Source organism: Rhizobium lusitanum (assembly GCF_014189535.1).
GTDB lineage: Bacteria > Pseudomonadota > Alphaproteobacteria > Rhizobiales > Rhizobiaceae > Rhizobium > Rhizobium lusitanum_C.
In genome coordinates this window covers 45,234-62,561 of the sequence record NZ_CP050307.1, presented here as the reverse complement: position 1 = coordinate 62,561, position 17,328 = coordinate 45,234, and the positions used below count along the sequence as shown (strand labels likewise).

Sequence of the window (17,328 nt, the reverse complement as noted above, 5' to 3'; positions counted from 1 at the left end):
CTTACGGATTCACGCGTGGAATCCTTGAGCCGGCGTCTTTTCATCATTCCGGCTGAGGACTGGGTCTCCAATCGCAACTTGGAGCCTCAAACCATGAATATCGCCGCAAAGAATGTAACCCCGACAGTCACCACCGGCCCCTTGCCGGCATCCCGGAAGATCTACATTCCGGGAGACATCCACCCAGACATTCGCGTGCCGATGCGCGAAATCAGCCTCCACCCGACATCGGGCGAGCCGCCTGTCATCGTCTATGATTCCTCCGGCCCCTACACAATCGAGGGTGCCGACATTCGTATCGAGCAGGGTCTCCCTGATCTGCGCCGCGAATGGGTGCTCGCCCGTGGCGACGTCGAATCCTATCAGGGCCGCCATGTCCGCCCCGAGGACAACGGCTTTGCTAGCGGCGAGCGGCTGACACCGGAATTTCCCACGCTGCGCCAGCCGCTGCGGGCAAAGGACGACAAGGCCGTCACCCAGCTCGCCTATGCGCGCGCCGGCATCATCACGTCCGAGATGGAGTTCATCGCCATCCGCGAAAACCTCGGCCGCAAGGCGCAGGCGGAGGCCATGGTTCGCGACGGCGAAAGCTTCGGCGCCCATATTCCGGATCATGTGACGCCCGAGTTCGTCCGTCAGGAAGTCGCGGCGGGACGGGCGATCATCCCTGCCAATATCAACCATCCGGAAGCCGAGCCGATGATCATCGGCCGCAATTTCCTGGTGAAGATCAACGCCAATATCGGCAATTCCGCCGTCACCTCGTCGATGGCCGAAGAGGTCGAAAAGATGGTCTGGGCGGCGCGTTGGGGTGCCGATACCGTCATGGATCTTTCGACCGGCCGCAATATCCACAATATCCGCGAATGGATCATCCGCAACTCACCGCTACCGATCGGCACCGTGCCGCTTTACCAGGCGCTGGAGAAGGTCGAAGGTATTGCCGAGAACCTGACCTGGGAGGTCTATCGCGACACGCTGATCGAGCAGGCCGAACAGGGCGTCGACTATTTCACCATCCATGCCGGCGTGCGGCTCCACTACATTCCGCTCACCGTCAATCGCGTCACCGGCATCGTCTCGCGCGGCGGTTCTATCATGGCCAAGTGGTGTCTCCATCATCACCGCGAAAGCTTCCTCTACGAGCATTTCGAGGAGATCTGCGACATCTGCCGCGCCTATGACGTCTCCTTCTCGCTCGGCGACGGCCTGCGCCCCGGTTCGATCGCCGATGCCAATGATGCCGCCCAGTTTGCCGAGCTGGAAACGTTGGGAGAGCTGACCAAGATCGCCTGGGCTAAGGATTGCCAGGTGATGATCGAAGGCCCCGGCCATGTGCCGATGCACAAGATCAAGGAGAACATGGATAAGCAGCTCAAGGTCTGCGGCGAGGCGCCCTTCTATACGCTCGGGCCGCTCACGACCGACATCGCGCCCGGCTACGACCACATCACCTCCGGCATTGGTGCGGCGATGATCGGCTGGTTCGGCACGGCGATGCTCTGCTACGTTACGCCTAAGGAGCATCTGGGTCTTCCGGATCGCAACGACGTCAAGACCGGCGTCATCACCTACAAGATCGCCGCCCACGCCGCCGATCTCGCCAAGGGGCATCCGGCAGCGCAACTGCGCGACGACGCGCTCTCCCGTGCCCGCTTCGAATTCCGCTGGGAGGATCAGTTCAACCTCTCGCTGGACCCGGAAACCGCCCGCAGCTTCCATGACGAGACTTTGCCGAAGGAGGCACACAAGGTCGCGCATTTCTGCTCCATGTGCGGCCCGAAATTCTGCTCCATGCGGATCTCCCACGACATCCGCGCCGAGGCGCAGAAGGAGGGTCTGGAGGCAATGGCGGCAAAATATCGCGAGGGCGGCGATCTCTATATGCCGATCGATGCCGTCGAGCCTTCGGCCGGCTGAGATGCGCGTCCTTGTCAAAGGGGTCGGCGTCGCCGGCCTCACCGTCGCGCATGAGCTCTACGCTCGCGGCGCCGACATCACCGTCTTCGACCCGCGCCCAGGGTTCGGCCATGCCGCATCCTGGCTCGCGGGCGGGATGCTGGCGCCCTGGTGCGAGCGTGAAAGCGCCGAGGAGGCCGTGCTCTTACGTGGCATGGACGCTCCCGATCGGTGGGATGCGATCCTACCTGGAGAGGTACACAGAAACGGGACGCTGGTGGTCACTCCGGCCCGCGATCACGGCGAGCTGAAGCGCTTCGCTAGCCGCACCACGGGTTATGAATGGGTGGAAGAAGAAGCTTTGGCCACGTTGGAGCCGGCACTTGCCGGGCGCTTCCGGCAAGGCCTGTTCTTTTCGCGCGAAGCTCATCTCGATCCACGGCGAGTGTTGAGGGCGCTGCAGGAGAAGCTTGGCAGACAGGGTGTCACCTTCGCCAGCGAGAATCCGACCGAACAGGGTTTCGACGATATTGTCGACTGCACCGGCGGCGCACGCATTGGAGAGACCCGCGAGTTACGCGGGGTGCGAGGCGAGATGCTCTACCTTCAGACCGATGAGGTCGAACTCATCAGGCCTGTCCGCCTACTGCACCCGCGTATTCCCGTCTATATCGTGCCGCGTGGCGACGGCCTTTTCATGGTCGGCGCAACGATGATCGAGACGGAGTTCGACGGCCCTATCGCGGCGCGTTCCCTGATGGAGTTGCTGAACGCCGCCTATGCGCTGCACCCTGCTTTCGCAGATGCCACCGTCGTTGAAACCGGCGCCGGCATCCGCCCGGCCTTCCCCGACAATTTTCCGCGCGTCAGGCGCGAGGGAAACGCGGTCATCCTCAACGGCCTCTATCGCCACGGCTTCCTGCTGGCACCGGCCATGGCCGCTGAGACCGCTGATCTTGTCTTTTCCCGAAATTCTATAGGAGCGCCTGCCCCATGAGACTGATCGTCAATGGCGAGCCCCAGACCATCCCTGTCACGACGCTTTCCGAGCTGCTGATCACGCTGGATTATGAGGGCGACTGGCTTGCGACCGCCGTCAACGGCGAACTCGTTCATCGCGAGGATCGCTCCGACCACGCCCTCAACGACAATGACAGGATCGAAATCCTGACCCCGATGCAAGGAGGCTGACCCATGCTTGCTCTCTACGGAACCGAAGTCGCGTCCCGCCTTCTATTGGGCACCGCGCGCTATCCCTCTCCCGCCATTCTCGCAGAGGCCGTCAGACAATCGGCAACGGAGATCGTAACGGTATCGTTGCGCCGCGAGACCGCCGGCGGCCGCAATGGCGGCGCGTTCTTCGAGATGATCCGCGCGCTTGGCGTTCGCGTGCTTCCCAATACCGCCGGCTGTCACGGCGTTTCCGAAGCCGTGCTGACGGCCAAGATGGCGCGCGAGGTATTCCAGACCAACTGGATCAAGCTTGAAGTCATCGGCAATCACGACACGCTGCAGCCAGATGTCTTCGGGCTAGTGGAGGCCGCACGCATTCTCGCCAGCGAAGGCTTCGACGTCTTTCCCTATACGACCGACGATCTGGTGGTGGCCGAACGATTGCTGGAAGCGGGCTGCAAGGTCCTGATGCCGTGGTGCGCGCCGATCGGCAGCGCCGCTGGCCCGCTCAATCTGTCCGCCCTTCGAGCCATGCGGGCGCATTTCCCAGATATCCCGCTGATTGTCGATGCCGGTATCGGCCGGCCGTCGCATGCGACGACGGTCATGGAGCTCGGCTTCGATGCGGTGCTGCTCAACACCGCCGTTGCCAGCGCCCGCGACCCCGCCGCCATGGCCGGCGCCTTTGCCAAGGCGATCGATGCAGGCCGACAGGCCTTTGGCGCCGGCATGCTGGAGCCGCGCGACATGGCGGTGCCATCGACCCCGGTGATCGGAAGGGCGGTGTTCGCATGAGGCTCGACCCCTTCTATCTCATCGTCGACAGCGCCGACTGGATTGCCTGGCTGGTGCCGCTCGGTGTCAAGCTGGTGCAGTTGCGCATCAAGGATCGTACGTCGTCGGAGATACGCGCCGAAATCCAGAGGGCAAAGGCGATCTGCGCGACGCATCGATGCCAGCTCATCATCAATGATCACTGGCAGCTTGCCATCGAAGAAGGATGCGACTTCATCCATCTCGGACAGGAAGATCTGGCCGTTGCCGATCTCAGCGCCATTCGCAAGGCGGGCCTGAAGCTCGGGCTTTCGACCCATGATGAGGCCGAACTGGCGACAGCCCTCGCCGCAAGCCCGGACTATATCGCGCTCGGCCCGGTTTATCCGACCATCCTCAAGAAAATGCCGTGGACGCCACAGGGCCTCGACCGGCTGCGCGAATGGAAGGACCGGATCGGACCACTACCGCTCGTGGCCATCGGCGGCCTAAACCTGGATCGCATCGCGGGCGTGTTCGCGAACGGCGCCGACAGCGCCGCTGTCGTCACCGACATCACGCTGAACGCCGATCCCGAGACGCGAACTCTGGAATGGATCGCAGCGACCAAAGCCCGAACACCGAGAACGGCCAACGCGGCACCGTAAAGTTAAGCTGTCGGCGATTGGTCTGTGCGATCTTGCAGCATGATCCAAGTCGCTCGTGATCGCCTTTATCGCCGCCACCGGTTTCCCGCTGAAGTGATCGCTTATGCCGTCTGGCTGTATCTTCATTTTCCGCTCAGTCTGCGGATGGTCGAAGATCTGGTGGCGGCGAATTCCCATCAACCTACCCGGCGGCGAGAGCGGATCATGAAGGGCTTCAAGTCAGCCCGACATCTTCAGCGTTTCGTTTCCATGCATGACCCCGTGGCCAATCTCTTTCACATTCCACGCCATGATATTCCGTCCGACCGTTACCGCGAACCGAAGTCATGCAAGTGTGGAACAAAATCGCACGCCTGCGGGCTGCATAAGCGAAGGCGGACGACGAGACTTTCGATCAGAACCCTTTAATTTTACGGTGCCCTCAGTGGCATGCAACATTCAAATATCAAAGACATGGAAATGGAATGCGCTGACGCCCATCAACGCATGTTCCGCGCCGGAGACATCTGCGCCATCGTAGGTAGCGCCATCCAAGTAGAGATTTCGGTCCGTAGCGGTTGTTCCGGCCCAAGCGTCATTCAGGAACGTCACGCTGACATCATGGCTACCTTTGTCCCAATCACCCTGCACCAATAAGTGGTCCGAATGGCCGGAGCCGTGATGAGAGTGGGCCGTCTGAATTCCACCGACTTGTTTTCCATCGACCGCAACCCTGTATTGGGCGTCGCCGAGATAAGCGTCCTCGCTGATCAAAAAAACGAGTTTGTCCGCTCCAGTACCGATAGTGGATGCGCCGCTCGCTGGCGGAGTGACGGTTACGGGGGGAGTGGCGGCAGTGGCAGGAAGGTGAGAATACACCCGGATATAATCGATCTGCTCTGAAATCGGCGCTTTGGTAATATCCGCATTGTTATGGGGATCGTTCTGCGTGGCCAGATTGGCCAGCAGATACATTGGCCCATGCATGTCGCTAGGCGTGGCCTTCGTTCCCATAAGCTGACCGTCGACGTAGAGGCCTATGGTATCCGCATTCCAATCCAATCCATATGTGTGAAAACCGGTTGGGTGCGCGAGCTCACTATAGACCTGCAAATTTTGTTGCCAGTTAGCGTTCGGCGCCGCATCCGTCGTGTGAATGCCGCTATATACACCCTTCTCAAAACTCCCATAGTTTTCTACGACATCAAGTTCCTGCCAGTGCCCGGCTTTGTTCGGATCGGAGATCACATGGTTCGGCAGAAGCCAGAACGCGCTCCATGCTCCCGCAAGGTTCGAGAAGTCAGCCCGCATCTCGAAGTAGCCATAGGTTTGCGAAAAATGCCCTTGCGTGGTGATCAGGCCGGATTCCCAACTGTGGGGCATGCCCGATGCAGTGCGGTCGGGCACGGCCGTAATCGTCAGCACACCGTTGCTCACCTTGAAAGGATCGTAGCCCGACGAAGGGTCGACAAATGAAGAATGACCAAAGCCGATATCGGAATTGGCGTCATGACGCCATTGCGGACGGATATCTGCCCAAGTCGTGCCATTGCCCGTCTGAGAAATGCTACGCGTGTTGAACTCGTCGCCAAACGTCAGCTTGTACTTGGTAAGATCAATCGTAGACATGTCTACCTCCAGGGCAAGTGAACCCGCCCGCGCTTCCAAAACTGTATGGACCGCGAACATCCAACGCCAACAAAACGCAAAACCTGTCGATATCACTGGGGATCCGATATCCCCGCCATCCGATGGCAGCTTCATCAAATGGAAGCTGCCGCTCGGCGGATCCGCGAAAAGAACCTCTGCCCCCTCCGCCGCTTATGCAAACAAGAAATCGTCTGCCATCAGCGCATGCTGGCTGTGCACAACCACATCGCCCGTACCGAATAAAATCATGCTGTCGTGCGTGGTTGGGTCGAACGCTGAAATATTAAGCTGGCTGAAGTCGTGGATTCCCAGCGCGGAAACGTCAATATGGTCGGTTCCCCAATTCGATCCCGCGCCGTAAGCGCCCTGACCAAAATCCCCGATTTTGTCCTGGCCGTTATTGAATTTAAACACGAACGTGTCGTTTCCACCTTTGGCGTGACCAACCATTACCTGCGCGTCACCCCACATATCGTCGTTTCCGTTGCCGCTGATCAGAGTATCGTTGCCGCCACGAGAATGACCAGACATCGTTTGGGCGTCGCCAATAAGAGTAATAGACCCTTCCCTGTGGCGAACGGCGTCGACATTCAGCACGTCGTCGCCTCCATGAGCATTGCCCGACATCGTTTGCGCATCACCCACGAGTATATCATTCGCGGTTTGTTGCGCCCTAACGATAAGGCTGTCGTCACCACCGTGGGCATGACCCGACATGCTCTTCGCATCGCCATAGGCCAGAACGGCCCCGACAGAAGCAACGTTCATGGTATCGTTGCCGCCAACGGCATGATCGCCGAGATTGCCGCCAGCATCGCCGTAAAAAGTCACGCTGTCTTCGAGACCTGTATTGAGAACGTCATTACCGCCATGCGCGTGACCGGATATATTTCTGCCCGCATCGCCGTAGAATGTAACGAACCCTTCAGAGCTGCCGTCCGTGGCTGTGTCGTTACCACCAACGGCATGATCCTTCATGTCGCCGCCAGCGTCTCCATAGATTGTGAACGTGTTCTGAAAAGCAGAAAGCTTAAAGGTATCATCGCCTCCCGCTGCATGGCCCGACATGTGCTTTCCGGCGTCACCATACATCGCGACTGCGATGTTGGTTGAACTTGAAGCCGCACTGAGAACGTCATTGCCGCCCTTCGCGCAGTCAGAGATGCTTCCGCCCCCGTCCCCATACAAATTGGCCGTGGAGCCGATTGGCCCGGTTATCTGCGCGGACAGAATATCATCGCCGCCGATCGCGTGGTCAGCAATGTTTTTGACGGCATCGCCATAAAAGTTACCCGAGCCATGTATGGTCAGATTATCGTTGCCACCCGTCGAGTGTTTCAACAGGCTCCCTCCGGCATCACCATAAAGAATACTGGTCGAATCTGGCGCCACCAGGATATCGTCCGTGCCGATTTGATGGTTGGTTAAATTCGACGCTGTTATCGGAATTCGCTTAAACATTTCGGCCTCCTCCAAGGTAAAATTACGTCTTATCCTGCGATCTAAAACATATAAAATCAATAACTAAAGTAATATTGCCATTTATCCAATTGATATTACACAGTATATTATTACCACCGCAGAAAGTTTTCAAAATTACTTGTGATAACAAAGAACTATTCTTCGCGAAAGGCTCGGGCCATCTGGTCCGCCATCGGCTTCGCCAGGTAGGTGAGTACCGTTCTTTCGCCGGTCTGCAGGAATGCCTCGACCGGCATGCCGGAGACGGCAGTCAGCTTCCCAAGCCGGCTCCACTCCTCCTTCGATATGCGGGCGCGAAGGACATAGTAACTTGCACCGGAATGCTGGTCGGTGGTCAGTTCGGCTGAGATCTTGGTGATCTCTGCCTTGAGTTCAGGCGTGTCCCGCTGATTGAAGGCTGAAAACCTCAGCATGACCGGCTGCCCGACGGTCACCTGGTCAATGTCCTGCGGCGAAAGTTTAAGCTCAGCGACGAGCGCATCCTGATCCGGCACGATCTGCATAACAGTTTCGCCGGGTGATATCACGGCGCCCGCCGCATGCACGCTCAGATGATCGATGATGCCAGCCTGCGGCGCTCTTATATCGATCCGCTTCAGATCGTCCTCCGCGGCGATCAATCGCTCCATAAACTGGCCGGTGTCGCTCTGTGCCTGACGCAACTGCTCCGACACCTCGGCGCTGTGATCGTCGTCGACCTGCGTGATCTGCAATTCCGTCTCCGTCATCTTGCCTTTGGACTGCGCGATGCTCGAAACGAGGTTGCCGAGCTCTCCAGTCAGGCTGGCGCTCTCGCGCTGCAGCGCATAGACTTTCGCCGCCGGGACGATGCCCTTATCGAATAGCCGCTGGAGGCTCGAAAGCTCTTTGGCGATCAGATCGATCTCGATGCGCTTGCCATTCTCTTGCGCAACCAGACCGACCGCTTCCTGGCCCAGCTGCCGGATACGCTCGTCCAGCTGTGATTTGCGGCTTTGCCTGGATGCAAATCGATCGCCGAACAGGCGTCTCTCGCCGGTGATCGTCCGCGCGATTTCATCCTCACCGGCCCGCGAAAGCAATTCCGCCGGAAAAACGATCGCTGGCGCGCCGTCGCGTTCAGCAACAAGCCGTGCGGTCCTCGCGGAGAGTTCATCCAGACGTTTTCGTATGATCGCGAGATTGGCGCTCGTTTGGGTATCGTCGAGATGGATCAGAAGCTGGCCAGCATCGACACGGTCACCGTTCTTGACTTGAATGGCGGCGACAATCCCCCCTTTGAGATGCTGGATTGGCTTTACATAGCTGTCGACCGCAAGCGTTCCGGGGGCGATGACCGCACCCGAAATCTCCGTGGTCGCAGCAAGGCCACCCATCACACCGACGAGCAGGGCGATCGTCCCAAGCATCACAGCGGAAAGTCGGCGTATCGAACCCTCGCTGGGTGGAAGCTTTCCTCCGCTCATGATCCAGCATCCTCGCTGGCGACCATCAGTCGGACCGCACTCTGTTTGATCGGTTGCCTCGCCGGGTTTACGAGAACCGTGTCCTTAGGTCCAAAAGCCTGCAACCGCCCCCCGGCGATGACCATCACCATGTCAGCCGCGACCAAAGCGCTCGGCCGGTGGGCGATGACCACTGCAATGCCGCCCCGCGCACCGACATCCAGCAAGGCCTGGGTCAGAGCCGCCTCGCCTTCGGCGTCCAGATTTGAATTGGGTTCGTCCAGCACTACCAGAAACGGCTCTCCGTAGAGCGCACGCGCAAGTGCGATACGCTGCCGCTGCCCAGCCGAAAGCCGAGAGCCGCTCTCCCCGATCATGGTATCGAAGCCCTGCGGGAGCTTTACGATCATGTCATAGACGCCGGCAGATTTTGCAGCAGCGACAACTGATGTCGATGAAGGCTGCTTTTCAAAGCGGGCGATGTTGTCGGCAATCGAACCGTCGAAGAGGCTGACATCCTGCGGAAGATAGCCGACATGGCGCCCCAGGTCTGAGGGATCCCATTGCGAGAGGGCGGCGTGATCAAGGCGTATCGAACCGATCGCAGTTGGCCAGAGGCCGGTGACCGCACGAGCGAGCGACGATTTCCCCGAGGCGCTGGGACCAACGACCCCGAGTACGGTCCCGGCCGATATGTCAAAAGAGATGTTGCGAAGGATGAGTTCACGGCTGCCCGGAGACGCGAGGCTCAGGTTCTCCACCGTCAATTTTGATCTGGGTGCCGGCAAGCTGACACTCGGGTGTCCGGCGGACATGATCTCCAACAGGCTGACAAGCCGCGCCCAGCTTTGCCGGGCAGCAACGAAAGCCCTCCATTGGCCGATGGCAAGCTCCACCGGCGCAAGCGCCCGGCTGACCAGGATCGAGCTCGCAATCATGATGCCCCCGGTCGCTTCCTGCCGGATGACGAGAACTGCGCCGACCGCGAGAACGGCAGACTGAAGCATCATGCGCAGGATGCGGGATGTGGTTGTCAGCATGCCAGTTACGTTGCCGGCTGCCAGTTGATTTGCCAGATAGGCGTCGTTGATGTCGGCCCATCGCTCCGTCATCCGGCCGACGAAACCCATTGCGACAACCGCTTCCCAGTTTCGTCGCGCGCTTTCAGCGAAGGCAAGGCGGGCTGCCGAATATTTGGCGGCCGCCGCTGCCGGGCGTTGCGACATGATCTCGGCAAGGACCGCAAGAGCGACGAGGACGATGGCGCCGCAGGTCGCAGTCACCCCGATCCAGAAGTGAAACAGAAAACACAGTCCGAGATAAAGCGGTATCCAGGGCAGGTCGAACAATGCGACCGGACCGGTGCTGGAGAGAAAAGACCGGACTTTATCCAGATCGCGAACCGACTGCATTCCGTCGCCTGGCGCCTGCATCAATTGTGGTTGAAGCACCAGCGAAGCAAAGACCTTGCCGTTCATCCGCTCGTCAAGCGCCACGCCGACGCGCGCCAGCAGCATCGAACGCAACAGCTCAAGAATGCCCTGAAACACGAAAAGGGTCGCGGCGATGACCGCAATGCCGACAAGCGTTGGAAGACTGTGGCCGGGAATGACCCGGTCATAGACCTGAAGCATAAAAAAGGAACCTGTCAGGGCCAGCACGCTTAACACGGCGCTGGCGATCGCGATGCTGAGGAACGCCTTTCGCAGCGACGACAGTACCGCCATCAGAAATGTTCGATGCAGTTTTTTCGACGGAAGAGCCATGCAGCTTCAATCCTTCATTTATCGCTACCGTCAGGCCGATATCAATAATGATGACATCATTATTACGAATCCACCGGTATATCCATTCAAAAATACATTCCTGTATCGAACTATTCTTTATATATACCTCACTATATACACCTCATTCCTCGCCCCTTGACGCGACACTGCTCGGGGGCCCACTCCCCATTGCCATTGCAGGAAGCCCACCTGTCGTTCGCCGATGGGCTCATCGCTTGGCCAGCACTCGTCTGTTACGCGCGGATTGCGCCGCGTAGCGCGCGTTGGCGGGGATTCAGACCTGAATATTGATTGATTTATGAGAGAGCTGGTTGTCAGGGGCACAGCAACACCTGATTCCTGCGATTGGCTGAGCGCCAGATACCGAAGTTGGCGGCGCAAATAATCACTAGCGGTCTTGATGGGACTGGAACCGCAGGCCCTTTATGTTCTCAAATCACGACAGAAGAGGCGAGAAGTATCATTGCCAAACCCTCCGCTCTGAGTGTATGGACACCCCGAACAGATGAAACAGTTACATCAGGGGAAAAGCTTGCAAGTCCTTGTTAGAGACAACAATGTCGATCAGGCGCTACGCTTTCTGAAGAAGAAATTGCAGCAAGAGGGTGTTTTCCGGGAAATGCGGATTCGCGAGTCCTATGAAAAGCCTTCCGAAAAGCGCGCTCGCGAGAAGGCTGAAGGGATTCGCCGTACACGCAAGCTCGCACAGAAGAAACTGAACCGCGAGCTCGGCATAAGTACCGCTAAAAAGCCTAAGACGGCTTCCCGCTCTAAATAACTATAGCCGCCTCTCTGTGAATCAGCAGCGAACACCGCCCCCTCTCTAGAAGAGGGCAAGGCGCTGCTTTTTCGTGGCAATCTGGAAGTCGGCACTAATCGCTGCCGACTAATACACTAGGCCTTCCGATGTTCGCCCGCACCTAGCAAGGCGGCCCTCACCATGGGCTTACGATGAATGCCGCCGTTGTTTTCGAGCATGAGATTGAAGCGCTCTTCTTCAACGGGCCGGCTATAGAGGTAGCCTTGCATCTCGTTGCAACCACTTTCGACGAGGAAGCGCGCCTGTTCCTCCGTCTCGACACCTTCGGCGATCACCTCCAAATCCAGCTTCTGAGCGAGCGAGATAATCGCCGAAGTTATAGCCATATCGTCGGCGTCGTGCGGAATGTCAGCGATGAATGAGCGGTCAATCTTAAGGCGCGATAATGGAAATCTTTTAAGAGCGCTGAGGCTCGAATAGCCTGTTCCAAAGTCGTCGACTGCGAGCTTTACTCCCAGCTTCTCTAATTCGTACATTCTAGCAATCGAGCCGGCGAGGTCCTTCATAATCAGGCTCTCGGTGATTTCAAGCTCAAGCCATTTTGCATCGAGTCCACTCTCAGTCAGCGCAGTCGCCACAGTCTCGATCAAGCGCTTTTCCTGGAACTGCCTGGCCGAGACATTGACACTGATCCTGATCGGCTCGAGACCTTTGTCCTGCCATGCCTTGGCCCGGTTGCACGCGGTCTGGAGTACCCACTCGCCGAGTGGCACGATCAGGCCCGTCTCTTCCGCAAGCGCAATGAAGTCTCCAGGATAGACAAGGCCCTCGCTCGGATGGTTCCAGCGGACCAACGCTTCGGCCGCAATGATCCTGCCGGTTTGGAGGTCCACCTGCGGCTGGTAGTGCAGCACGAACTCGTCACGAAGAAGCGCCTGGCGGAGTTCGTCGGTCCGGGAAAGCTTCTTTCGAACGGTGGCGGTCATTTCCGACGTGAACAAAGCAATGCCGTCGCGACCCAACTCCTTCGCCCGATACATGGCCATATCTGCGGAAGCGAGCAGATCTCCCGCGGTGCTACCGTGGCTCGGATAACTGGCGATACCGATGCTACAGGTCACCCTGAGCTCGATATCGTCGAGGACGACCGGGCGCGCGACTGCTTCTCTTATTGCAGACAATCGATGCAGGCAGCCCTCGAGATCCATCTGCTCAAGAATAATTACGAACTCGTCCCCCCCAATTCGAGCGAGAGAACCCTGGTCGCTGGTCAGCTCGCAGATCCTGCCAGCCACGATCTTCAGCAGTTGGTCGCCGACCGAGTGACCAAGGCTGTCGTTGACAAGCTTGAAATTATCGAGATCAAGGAACGCCAGTGCCACTTCACTCCCCATGGAATCGGCCGTCCGCATTGCAAGGGTGAGCTTTCGATCCAGCAACGCACGGTTGGCCATCCCCGTCAGAGGATCGTGATCAGCGAGAAACCCGATCCGGGCCTCGGCGCGATGACGGCTGATTGCTATCCCTGCCATGTGCACAGCGATCGAAACAAACTCTGAGAAATCCGATTGATACCGTGCGTCCTCGGACGAATAGAGAGCGAGAATGCCTTCCATCTGGCCGTCAGCGTCGGAAATTGCCAAACAGCGGCATTGATGATCGAGTTCAGAGATACTCGCCTGATCAAAGGCGAGCTTGAGTGCTGCCGCAGTGACACCGAGATCCGTGGGAATGGTACGAATGAATGTCGCATTGGCGCGCCTGCGATAGTCTTCATTCAAGGTGGGTGCGGCGGCCAGACGCAGTTCCCCTGGATCTAGCGCGATCATCAGGAATGCAGCGTGCACACCCTCCGCGAACCCCGCAATCATCCGCGCAAGTTCTTCGAGAAAATCGGGCAGGGGCATACCACGCGCTATCATTTCGAGCAGGCCGGACTGAGCGCGCATCCGTCGCTCCGCCGATTTCTGCGCGGTGATGTCACGGGAAGCCCCGACAGTGCCCACTATTGTTCCGGACGCGTCTCTGAGCGGGACGCGCGTGATCATCAGCCATCGTTCCCCATCGCCACGAAACGCCAACTCCTCGCCACCGAAATGCGGCTGCCCCGTCTCGGCTACACGACGTTCAACATCCGTGGCGATCTGTGCTATATGGCTCGGTAGGAAGTCGAAATCCGTCCGTCCGACCAGATCCTTCAGATGAGATAGACCGTTGTTGGCGACGATCGCTTGGTTGGCAAACAGGAACCGCCCTTCCAAGTCCTTTGCGTATATATAATCAGGGATTTGGTTGATCATGTTCTCCAGCCAACATTGGCGCTCGGCCAAGTCAGCTTCGTGGTCAAAATCCTCCGATCTCCTGTGCAGCATGGCTGCGTTCGGAGCCAGCTCGACCTCGCAGAATGAGTTTGGCAGTTTGCCGTCGGCAATGACGCCTTTAGTCACGGGAATTCCTCGGAACATATAGGAAAGACCACTCTGCTTTTCCGAAGTTATGTTCGGGTGAACGTCAATTCATTACCGGGACGAAGCTGCGGTCATGGTGAACGAGCCCTTAAGGCTCCCGCGATCCATTTCTCGAGCACTCTCGCCTTCGATTTCAAATCACGGTTCTTCCCCGCGACCTTTTCGATATAGCGGGGAGGCGGTGAATTCGGTGCGAAAACCTCCTTCGTTGCCCGATCGATCGCCAGAAGTCCGAGCGGAGGAGCGATAAGCGCGCTGAACAATCGCCCCGTAATCGGCGACCGCGCCGCTTGGTAGTACCAGGCAACACCACCCGGCCACGGATATACGGCCGGCGACAGAAACACGAGCCCGACCGCCATTTCCGGATGGCGGACCGCAAGCGCCACGGCAATGGCGCGGCGTTTCCCGAATGCCCGGATCACCTCCGTCTCCAATTCGGACCAGCAACGGCAATATATCCCGCAGCAGGCGAAACAGCGCGGTTTGGGCGATCTCTTCCGCAGTCGCCAGCCTGATGGCCTTCATCGCGCTTCGTTACGCTGGCGTCATTGAAGGCGGGTTTTTTCTGGCGTGCCAACTAGTTTTGCCGCATCCATATTCGCCTTTTGAAGTGCCGCATTCATCGTTTTGCCGGAGGCAATTTCAGCGGCAAGGACGCCGATAAACTCATCTCCGGCGCCGTGCGTGCTTTCGACTTTAACCTTCACAGCTTCGATGACGATCTCCTCTCCCCTGCGATTTGCGTAGGCGACACCCGAACCACCAGCGGTCACCACAACTTCAGGGAAGATACGTACAAGTTTCCTGGCAGCCTCCAGGGCGCCTTCGAGTGTTTCAACGACGGGAACGCCGGCCAGCATTTCGGCCTCTATCGCATTGACGACGATGATATCGATGAAGTGCTGAAGATCGTTCGACAGAACGCGCGCCGGTGCCGCGTTGATCATGACACGACCGCCGGCTTCTTTTACGGCCTTTGCTGCTGCGACGTTGGCTGAATCGGGGATCTCGTTTTGCAGAACGAGAATTGTCGTCCTTCTCAGCAGATCTTGAGCGGCTAATATGTCATGGTCGCCAAGCGTCAGGTTGCTTCCCGACACGATAACCGCGCCATAATCACCCTCCGCATCGAAAATCGCGACGCTCATGCCGGTTGAGTGCGATGCATCGCGCCGAACGAAGGTATGATCGACATTCTTGCGATCGAGATTCGAAAGGAGGAAACGCCCGAAGTCGTCATCGGCGACCGCTCCGATCATGGAGGTCGCGACCCCTGTACGGGCAGCCGAAACCGCCTGATTGCCACCCTTACCGCCGCTTTTTGGGTGCCAGGATGTTCCTGTCACTGTTTCGCCCTTACGAGGCCGGCTCGGGCCGAAAACTGCGATGTCGTAGTGAAGGCTGCCGAAAACGGTGACGAGGGGTGAAGCGGTCATGGAAGACGGTCTTTTCGTTTGGATGTGACGGCCGACATGGTGCGTTCAAGGTTCCGTTCGGCGGCCTGATAGTCACGCTGGGCGACGGCCACGAAGATGGCATCGAGGATATTGAGCTGGGCAATGCGCGCCGCAGCATTTTCGCCCATGAGCGGCGAGCCTTGCGCTGTGGAGCACAGAACCACGTCGGCAGACTGGGCAAGCGCGGAGGAATCATAATTGGTGATGGCAATGGTGCGCGCACCGTTCCTGCGGGCAAGCTGGATCGCCTCGATCACGGCGATCGTGTTGCCGGAATGAGAGAAGCCAATGGCGACATCGCCATCCACCAGAAGCGAGGCCGACATCAGCATCATGTGCGAATCGTCGAAGACGTTGGCGCGCACGCCGATCCTTAAGAATTTGTGGGCGACATCCCGCGCGATCTGCGCCGAGCCGCCAACACCGTAAAAATCCCGTGTAGCCGCCTTATGGATCAAATCCGCCGCTCGGTCGAATGCCGCGATGTCGAGAATGGCGAGCGTTTCCTCCAGCGCGTGGATCGACGTGCGGAACACCTTCTGGACGATTTCGAGCGACGTATCGTCGACGGACAGTTCCTGATGCATCTCCGCCGTCGGCTGGCGGTTGTACTGGCTGACCGCGGAACGGAAGTCGCGGAAGCCAGAGAAGCCGAGCTTCTTAGTGATCTTGACCACCATGGCTTCCGAAACGCGGGCATTCTCCGCGATCTGCTTCAGCGACGTCTCGTCGCTGAAATCGCGCATGGCGAAAACGGTATCGACGACCTTTGCTTCGAGCGGCGTCAACAGCGGCATCATCATGCGGATGCGCGGTCCCACGGCCTTCATGTCGAAGCTTTCAGTGTTCATGCCCGTCCCCTTGTCGCGCGATCGATCATCATTGCGACAAGTATTATAAGGCCGGTGGCGAGCAGTTGATAGAAGGCCTGGACATTCATCAGGGTCAAACCGTTGCGCATCGCGCCAAGGATGATCGCACCGAGAATAGTGCCGAGAATGCTGCCCTTGCCGCCCATCAGGGAGGCGCCGCCGATGGCTGCCGCCGCAATAGCGTCGAGTTCCCAGAGATTGCCGAGGATCGGTTCGGCGGCTCCTAGACGGCCGATCAGGATAAGCGAGGCGACCGCCGCCAGACCGCCGGAAATGACATAGGCCGTGATCTTTGTGCGGGCGATCGGAACGCCGGCTACATAAGCCGCCTCCTCATTGCCTCCGACCGCCATCAGATATTCGCCGATCGGCGTCTTCTTGAGGAGAATCCAGGCAGCAATGGCAACGACGGCGACGATGAGGACGGACGTCGGAATGCCGAGGAGATTGCCGTTGAACAGCGAGCGGAAACCCTGCGGAATGCCGAGAACGGGATTGCCGCCGGTGTAGATCAGCGCGATCGCGCGATAGGTGCTGAGCGTCCCGAGCGTGACGATAAACGGCTGCAGACCGACATAGGCGACGAGCGCACCGTTGATGAAGCCGCAAACGACGCCGACGCCGAGACCGGCAAGGATGGCAACCGGTATCGGCACGCCCGCCAGAAGCAGGGTCGCGGTGATGACGGCGGAGATCGCGGCCGTCGGGCCGACCGAAAGATCGATGCCGCCAGAGATGATCACCAGCGTCATGCCGAGCGCCAGGCATGCATTGATGCTCGACTGCTGCAGGATGTTGATAAGGTTACGCTCGGACATGAACCCTGGAACGAGCGTGGCGAACACCGCCATGATGACGATGAGACCGATCAGGGTTCCGGCATCCCGCAGCGAAAATGAGAAGCGGCGGAAGGCCGGTGCGGGCGTGATGTCGGCGGTGGAAGAACTCGTCAT

The 17,328-nt window shown here is 58.6% G+C and carries 15 protein-coding genes and 1 pseudogene; 7 read left to right on the top strand and 9 right to left on the bottom strand.

Going from position 1 to position 17,328, the window contains the following annotated elements:
• The first annotated feature begins 93 nt into the window (after positions 1 to 93).
• The 6 genes from thiC to HB780_RS03245 are packed head-to-tail and all read left to right on the top strand — an operon-like array spanning position 94 to position 4,901.
• A complete protein-coding gene (gene thiC, locus HB780_RS03270; RefSeq protein ID WP_183688615.1) occupies positions 94 to 1,920 on the top strand; it encodes a phosphomethylpyrimidine synthase ThiC in 1,827 nt (608 codons plus the stop codon).
• A 1-nt stretch (position 1,921) separates the two neighbouring features.
• A complete protein-coding gene (gene thiO, locus HB780_RS03265) occupies positions 1,922 to 2,896 on the top strand; it encodes a glycine oxidase ThiO (protein ID WP_183688613.1) in 975 nt (324 codons plus the stop codon).
• Complete coding sequence (gene thiS, locus HB780_RS03260) at positions 2,893 to 3,090, top strand: sulfur carrier protein ThiS (RefSeq protein ID WP_183688610.1); 198 nt, start codon at positions 2,893 to 2,895, stop codon at positions 3,088 to 3,090. The genes thiO and thiS overlap by 4 nt, the downstream gene beginning before the upstream one ends.
• A gap of 3 nt (positions 3,091 to 3,093) precedes the next feature.
• A complete protein-coding gene (locus HB780_RS03255) occupies positions 3,094 to 3,867 on the top strand; it encodes a thiazole synthase (protein WP_183688608.1) in 774 nt (257 codons plus the stop codon).
• Positions 3,864 to 4,493: a thiamine phosphate synthase gene (locus HB780_RS03250; protein ID WP_183688606.1), complete on the top strand. Its 630-nt coding sequence runs from the start codon at positions 3,864 to 3,866 to the stop codon at positions 4,491 to 4,493. Before HB780_RS03255 ends, HB780_RS03250 begins: the two co-directional genes overlap by 4 nt.
• Positions 4,494 to 4,535: 42 nt before the next feature.
• Positions 4,536 to 4,901: a hypothetical protein gene (locus tag HB780_RS03245; protein ID WP_286203047.1), complete on the top strand. Its 366-nt coding sequence runs from the start codon at positions 4,536 to 4,538 to the stop codon at positions 4,899 to 4,901.
• Positions 4,902 to 4,931: 30 nt separating this feature from the next.
• Here HB780_RS03245 and HB780_RS03240 read toward each other — a convergent pair whose 3' ends face one another.
• From HB780_RS03240 to HB780_RS03225, 4 genes are all read right to left on the bottom strand, one after another.
• The gene (locus HB780_RS03240) at positions 4,932 to 6,101 is read right to left on the bottom strand and encodes a family 16 glycosylhydrolase (RefSeq protein ID WP_183688605.1); all 1,170 of its coding nucleotides are present in this window, start codon (positions 6,099 to 6,101) and stop codon (positions 4,932 to 4,934) included.
• A gap of 192 nt (positions 6,102 to 6,293) precedes the next feature.
• Positions 6,294 to 7,583 carry an autotransporter outer membrane beta-barrel domain-containing protein gene (locus tag HB780_RS03235; protein WP_183688603.1) on the bottom strand — a complete coding sequence of 430 codons (1,290 nt, stop codon included), beginning with the start codon at positions 7,581 to 7,583 and terminating at the stop codon, positions 6,294 to 6,296.
• Positions 7,584 to 7,738: 155 nt separating this feature from the next.
• Positions 7,739 to 9,049, bottom strand: coding sequence for an HlyD family type I secretion periplasmic adaptor subunit (locus tag HB780_RS03230; RefSeq protein ID WP_183688600.1), 1,311 nt, complete (start codon positions 9,047 to 9,049; stop codon positions 7,739 to 7,741).
• Positions 9,046 to 10,794, bottom strand: coding sequence for a type I secretion system permease/ATPase (locus HB780_RS03225; RefSeq protein WP_183688598.1), 1,749 nt, complete (start codon positions 10,792 to 10,794; stop codon positions 9,046 to 9,048). The genes HB780_RS03230 and HB780_RS03225 overlap by 4 nt, the downstream gene beginning before the upstream one ends.
• 553 nt (positions 10,795 to 11,347) lie before the next feature.
• Between HB780_RS03225 and rpsU the strand changes: the two genes are divergently transcribed.
• Entirely contained in the window at positions 11,348 to 11,593 is a 246-nt protein-coding gene (gene rpsU, locus HB780_RS03220; RefSeq protein WP_183689587.1) for a 30S ribosomal protein S21, read from the top strand.
• Positions 11,594 to 11,709: 116 nt separating this feature from the next.
• On the opposite strand, the gene HB780_RS03215 is transcribed toward rpsU, so the two are convergent.
• The 5 genes and pseudogenes from HB780_RS03215 to HB780_RS03195 form a co-directional block, all read right to left on the bottom strand.
• Positions 11,710 to 14,022, bottom strand: coding sequence for a sensor domain-containing protein (locus HB780_RS03215; protein ID WP_286202957.1), 2,313 nt, complete (start codon positions 14,020 to 14,022; stop codon positions 11,710 to 11,712).
• A 182-nt stretch (positions 14,023 to 14,204) separates the two neighbouring features.
• A pseudogene (locus tag HB780_RS03210) lies at positions 14,205 to 14,441 on the bottom strand (alpha/beta fold hydrolase); the annotation flags it as partial.
• Between the two features lie 150 nt (positions 14,442 to 14,591).
• On the bottom strand, positions 14,592 to 15,482 hold the full coding sequence (locus tag HB780_RS03205) for a ribokinase (RefSeq protein ID WP_183688594.1): 891 nt from the start codon (positions 15,480 to 15,482) through the stop codon (positions 14,592 to 14,594).
• Positions 15,479 to 16,354: a MurR/RpiR family transcriptional regulator gene (locus HB780_RS03200; protein WP_183688592.1), complete on the bottom strand. Its 876-nt coding sequence runs from the start codon at positions 16,352 to 16,354 to the stop codon at positions 15,479 to 15,481. Before HB780_RS03200 ends, HB780_RS03205 begins: the two co-directional genes overlap by 4 nt.
• Entirely contained in the window at positions 16,351 to 17,328 is a 978-nt protein-coding gene (locus HB780_RS03195) for an ABC transporter permease (protein ID WP_183688590.1), read from the bottom strand. The genes HB780_RS03200 and HB780_RS03195 overlap by 4 nt, the downstream gene beginning before the upstream one ends.

Bases quoted from the DNA above. Each gene is read 5' to 3' on its own strand.
- thiC (WP_183688615.1), top strand. From the start codon at position 94: ATGAATATCGCCGCAAAGAATGTAACCCCGACAGTCACCACCGGCCCC.
- thiO (WP_183688613.1), top strand. From the start codon at position 1,922: ATGCGCGTCCTTGTCAAAGGGGTCGGCGTCGCCGGCCTCACCGTCGCG.
- thiS (WP_183688610.1), top strand. From the start codon at position 2,893: ATGAGACTGATCGTCAATGGCGAGCCCCAGACCATCCCTGTCACGACG.
- HB780_RS03255 (WP_183688608.1), top strand. From the start codon at position 3,094: ATGCTTGCTCTCTACGGAACCGAAGTCGCGTCCCGCCTTCTATTGGGC.
- HB780_RS03250 (WP_183688606.1), top strand. From the start codon at position 3,864: ATGAGGCTCGACCCCTTCTATCTCATCGTCGACAGCGCCGACTGGATT.
- HB780_RS03240 (WP_183688605.1), bottom strand. From the start codon at position 6,101: ATGTCTACGATTGATCTTACCAAGTACAAGCTGACGTTTGGCGACGAG.
- HB780_RS03235 (WP_183688603.1), bottom strand. From the start codon at position 7,583: ATGTTTAAGCGAATTCCGATAACAGCGTCGAATTTAACCAACCATCAA.
- HB780_RS03230 (WP_183688600.1), bottom strand. From the start codon at position 9,049: ATGAGCGGAGGAAAGCTTCCACCCAGCGAGGGTTCGATACGCCGACTT.
- HB780_RS03225 (WP_183688598.1), bottom strand. From the start codon at position 10,794: ATGGCTCTTCCGTCGAAAAAACTGCATCGAACATTTCTGATGGCGGTA.
- HB780_RS03205 (WP_183688594.1), bottom strand. From the start codon at position 15,482: ATGACCGCTTCACCCCTCGTCACCGTTTTCGGCAGCCTTCACTACGAC.
- HB780_RS03200 (WP_183688592.1), bottom strand. From the start codon at position 16,354: ATGAACACTGAAAGCTTCGACATGAAGGCCGTGGGACCGCGCATCCGC.
- HB780_RS03195 (WP_183688590.1), bottom strand. From the start codon at position 17,328: ATGACGAGTTCTTCCACCGCCGACATCACGCCCGCACCGGCCTTCCGC.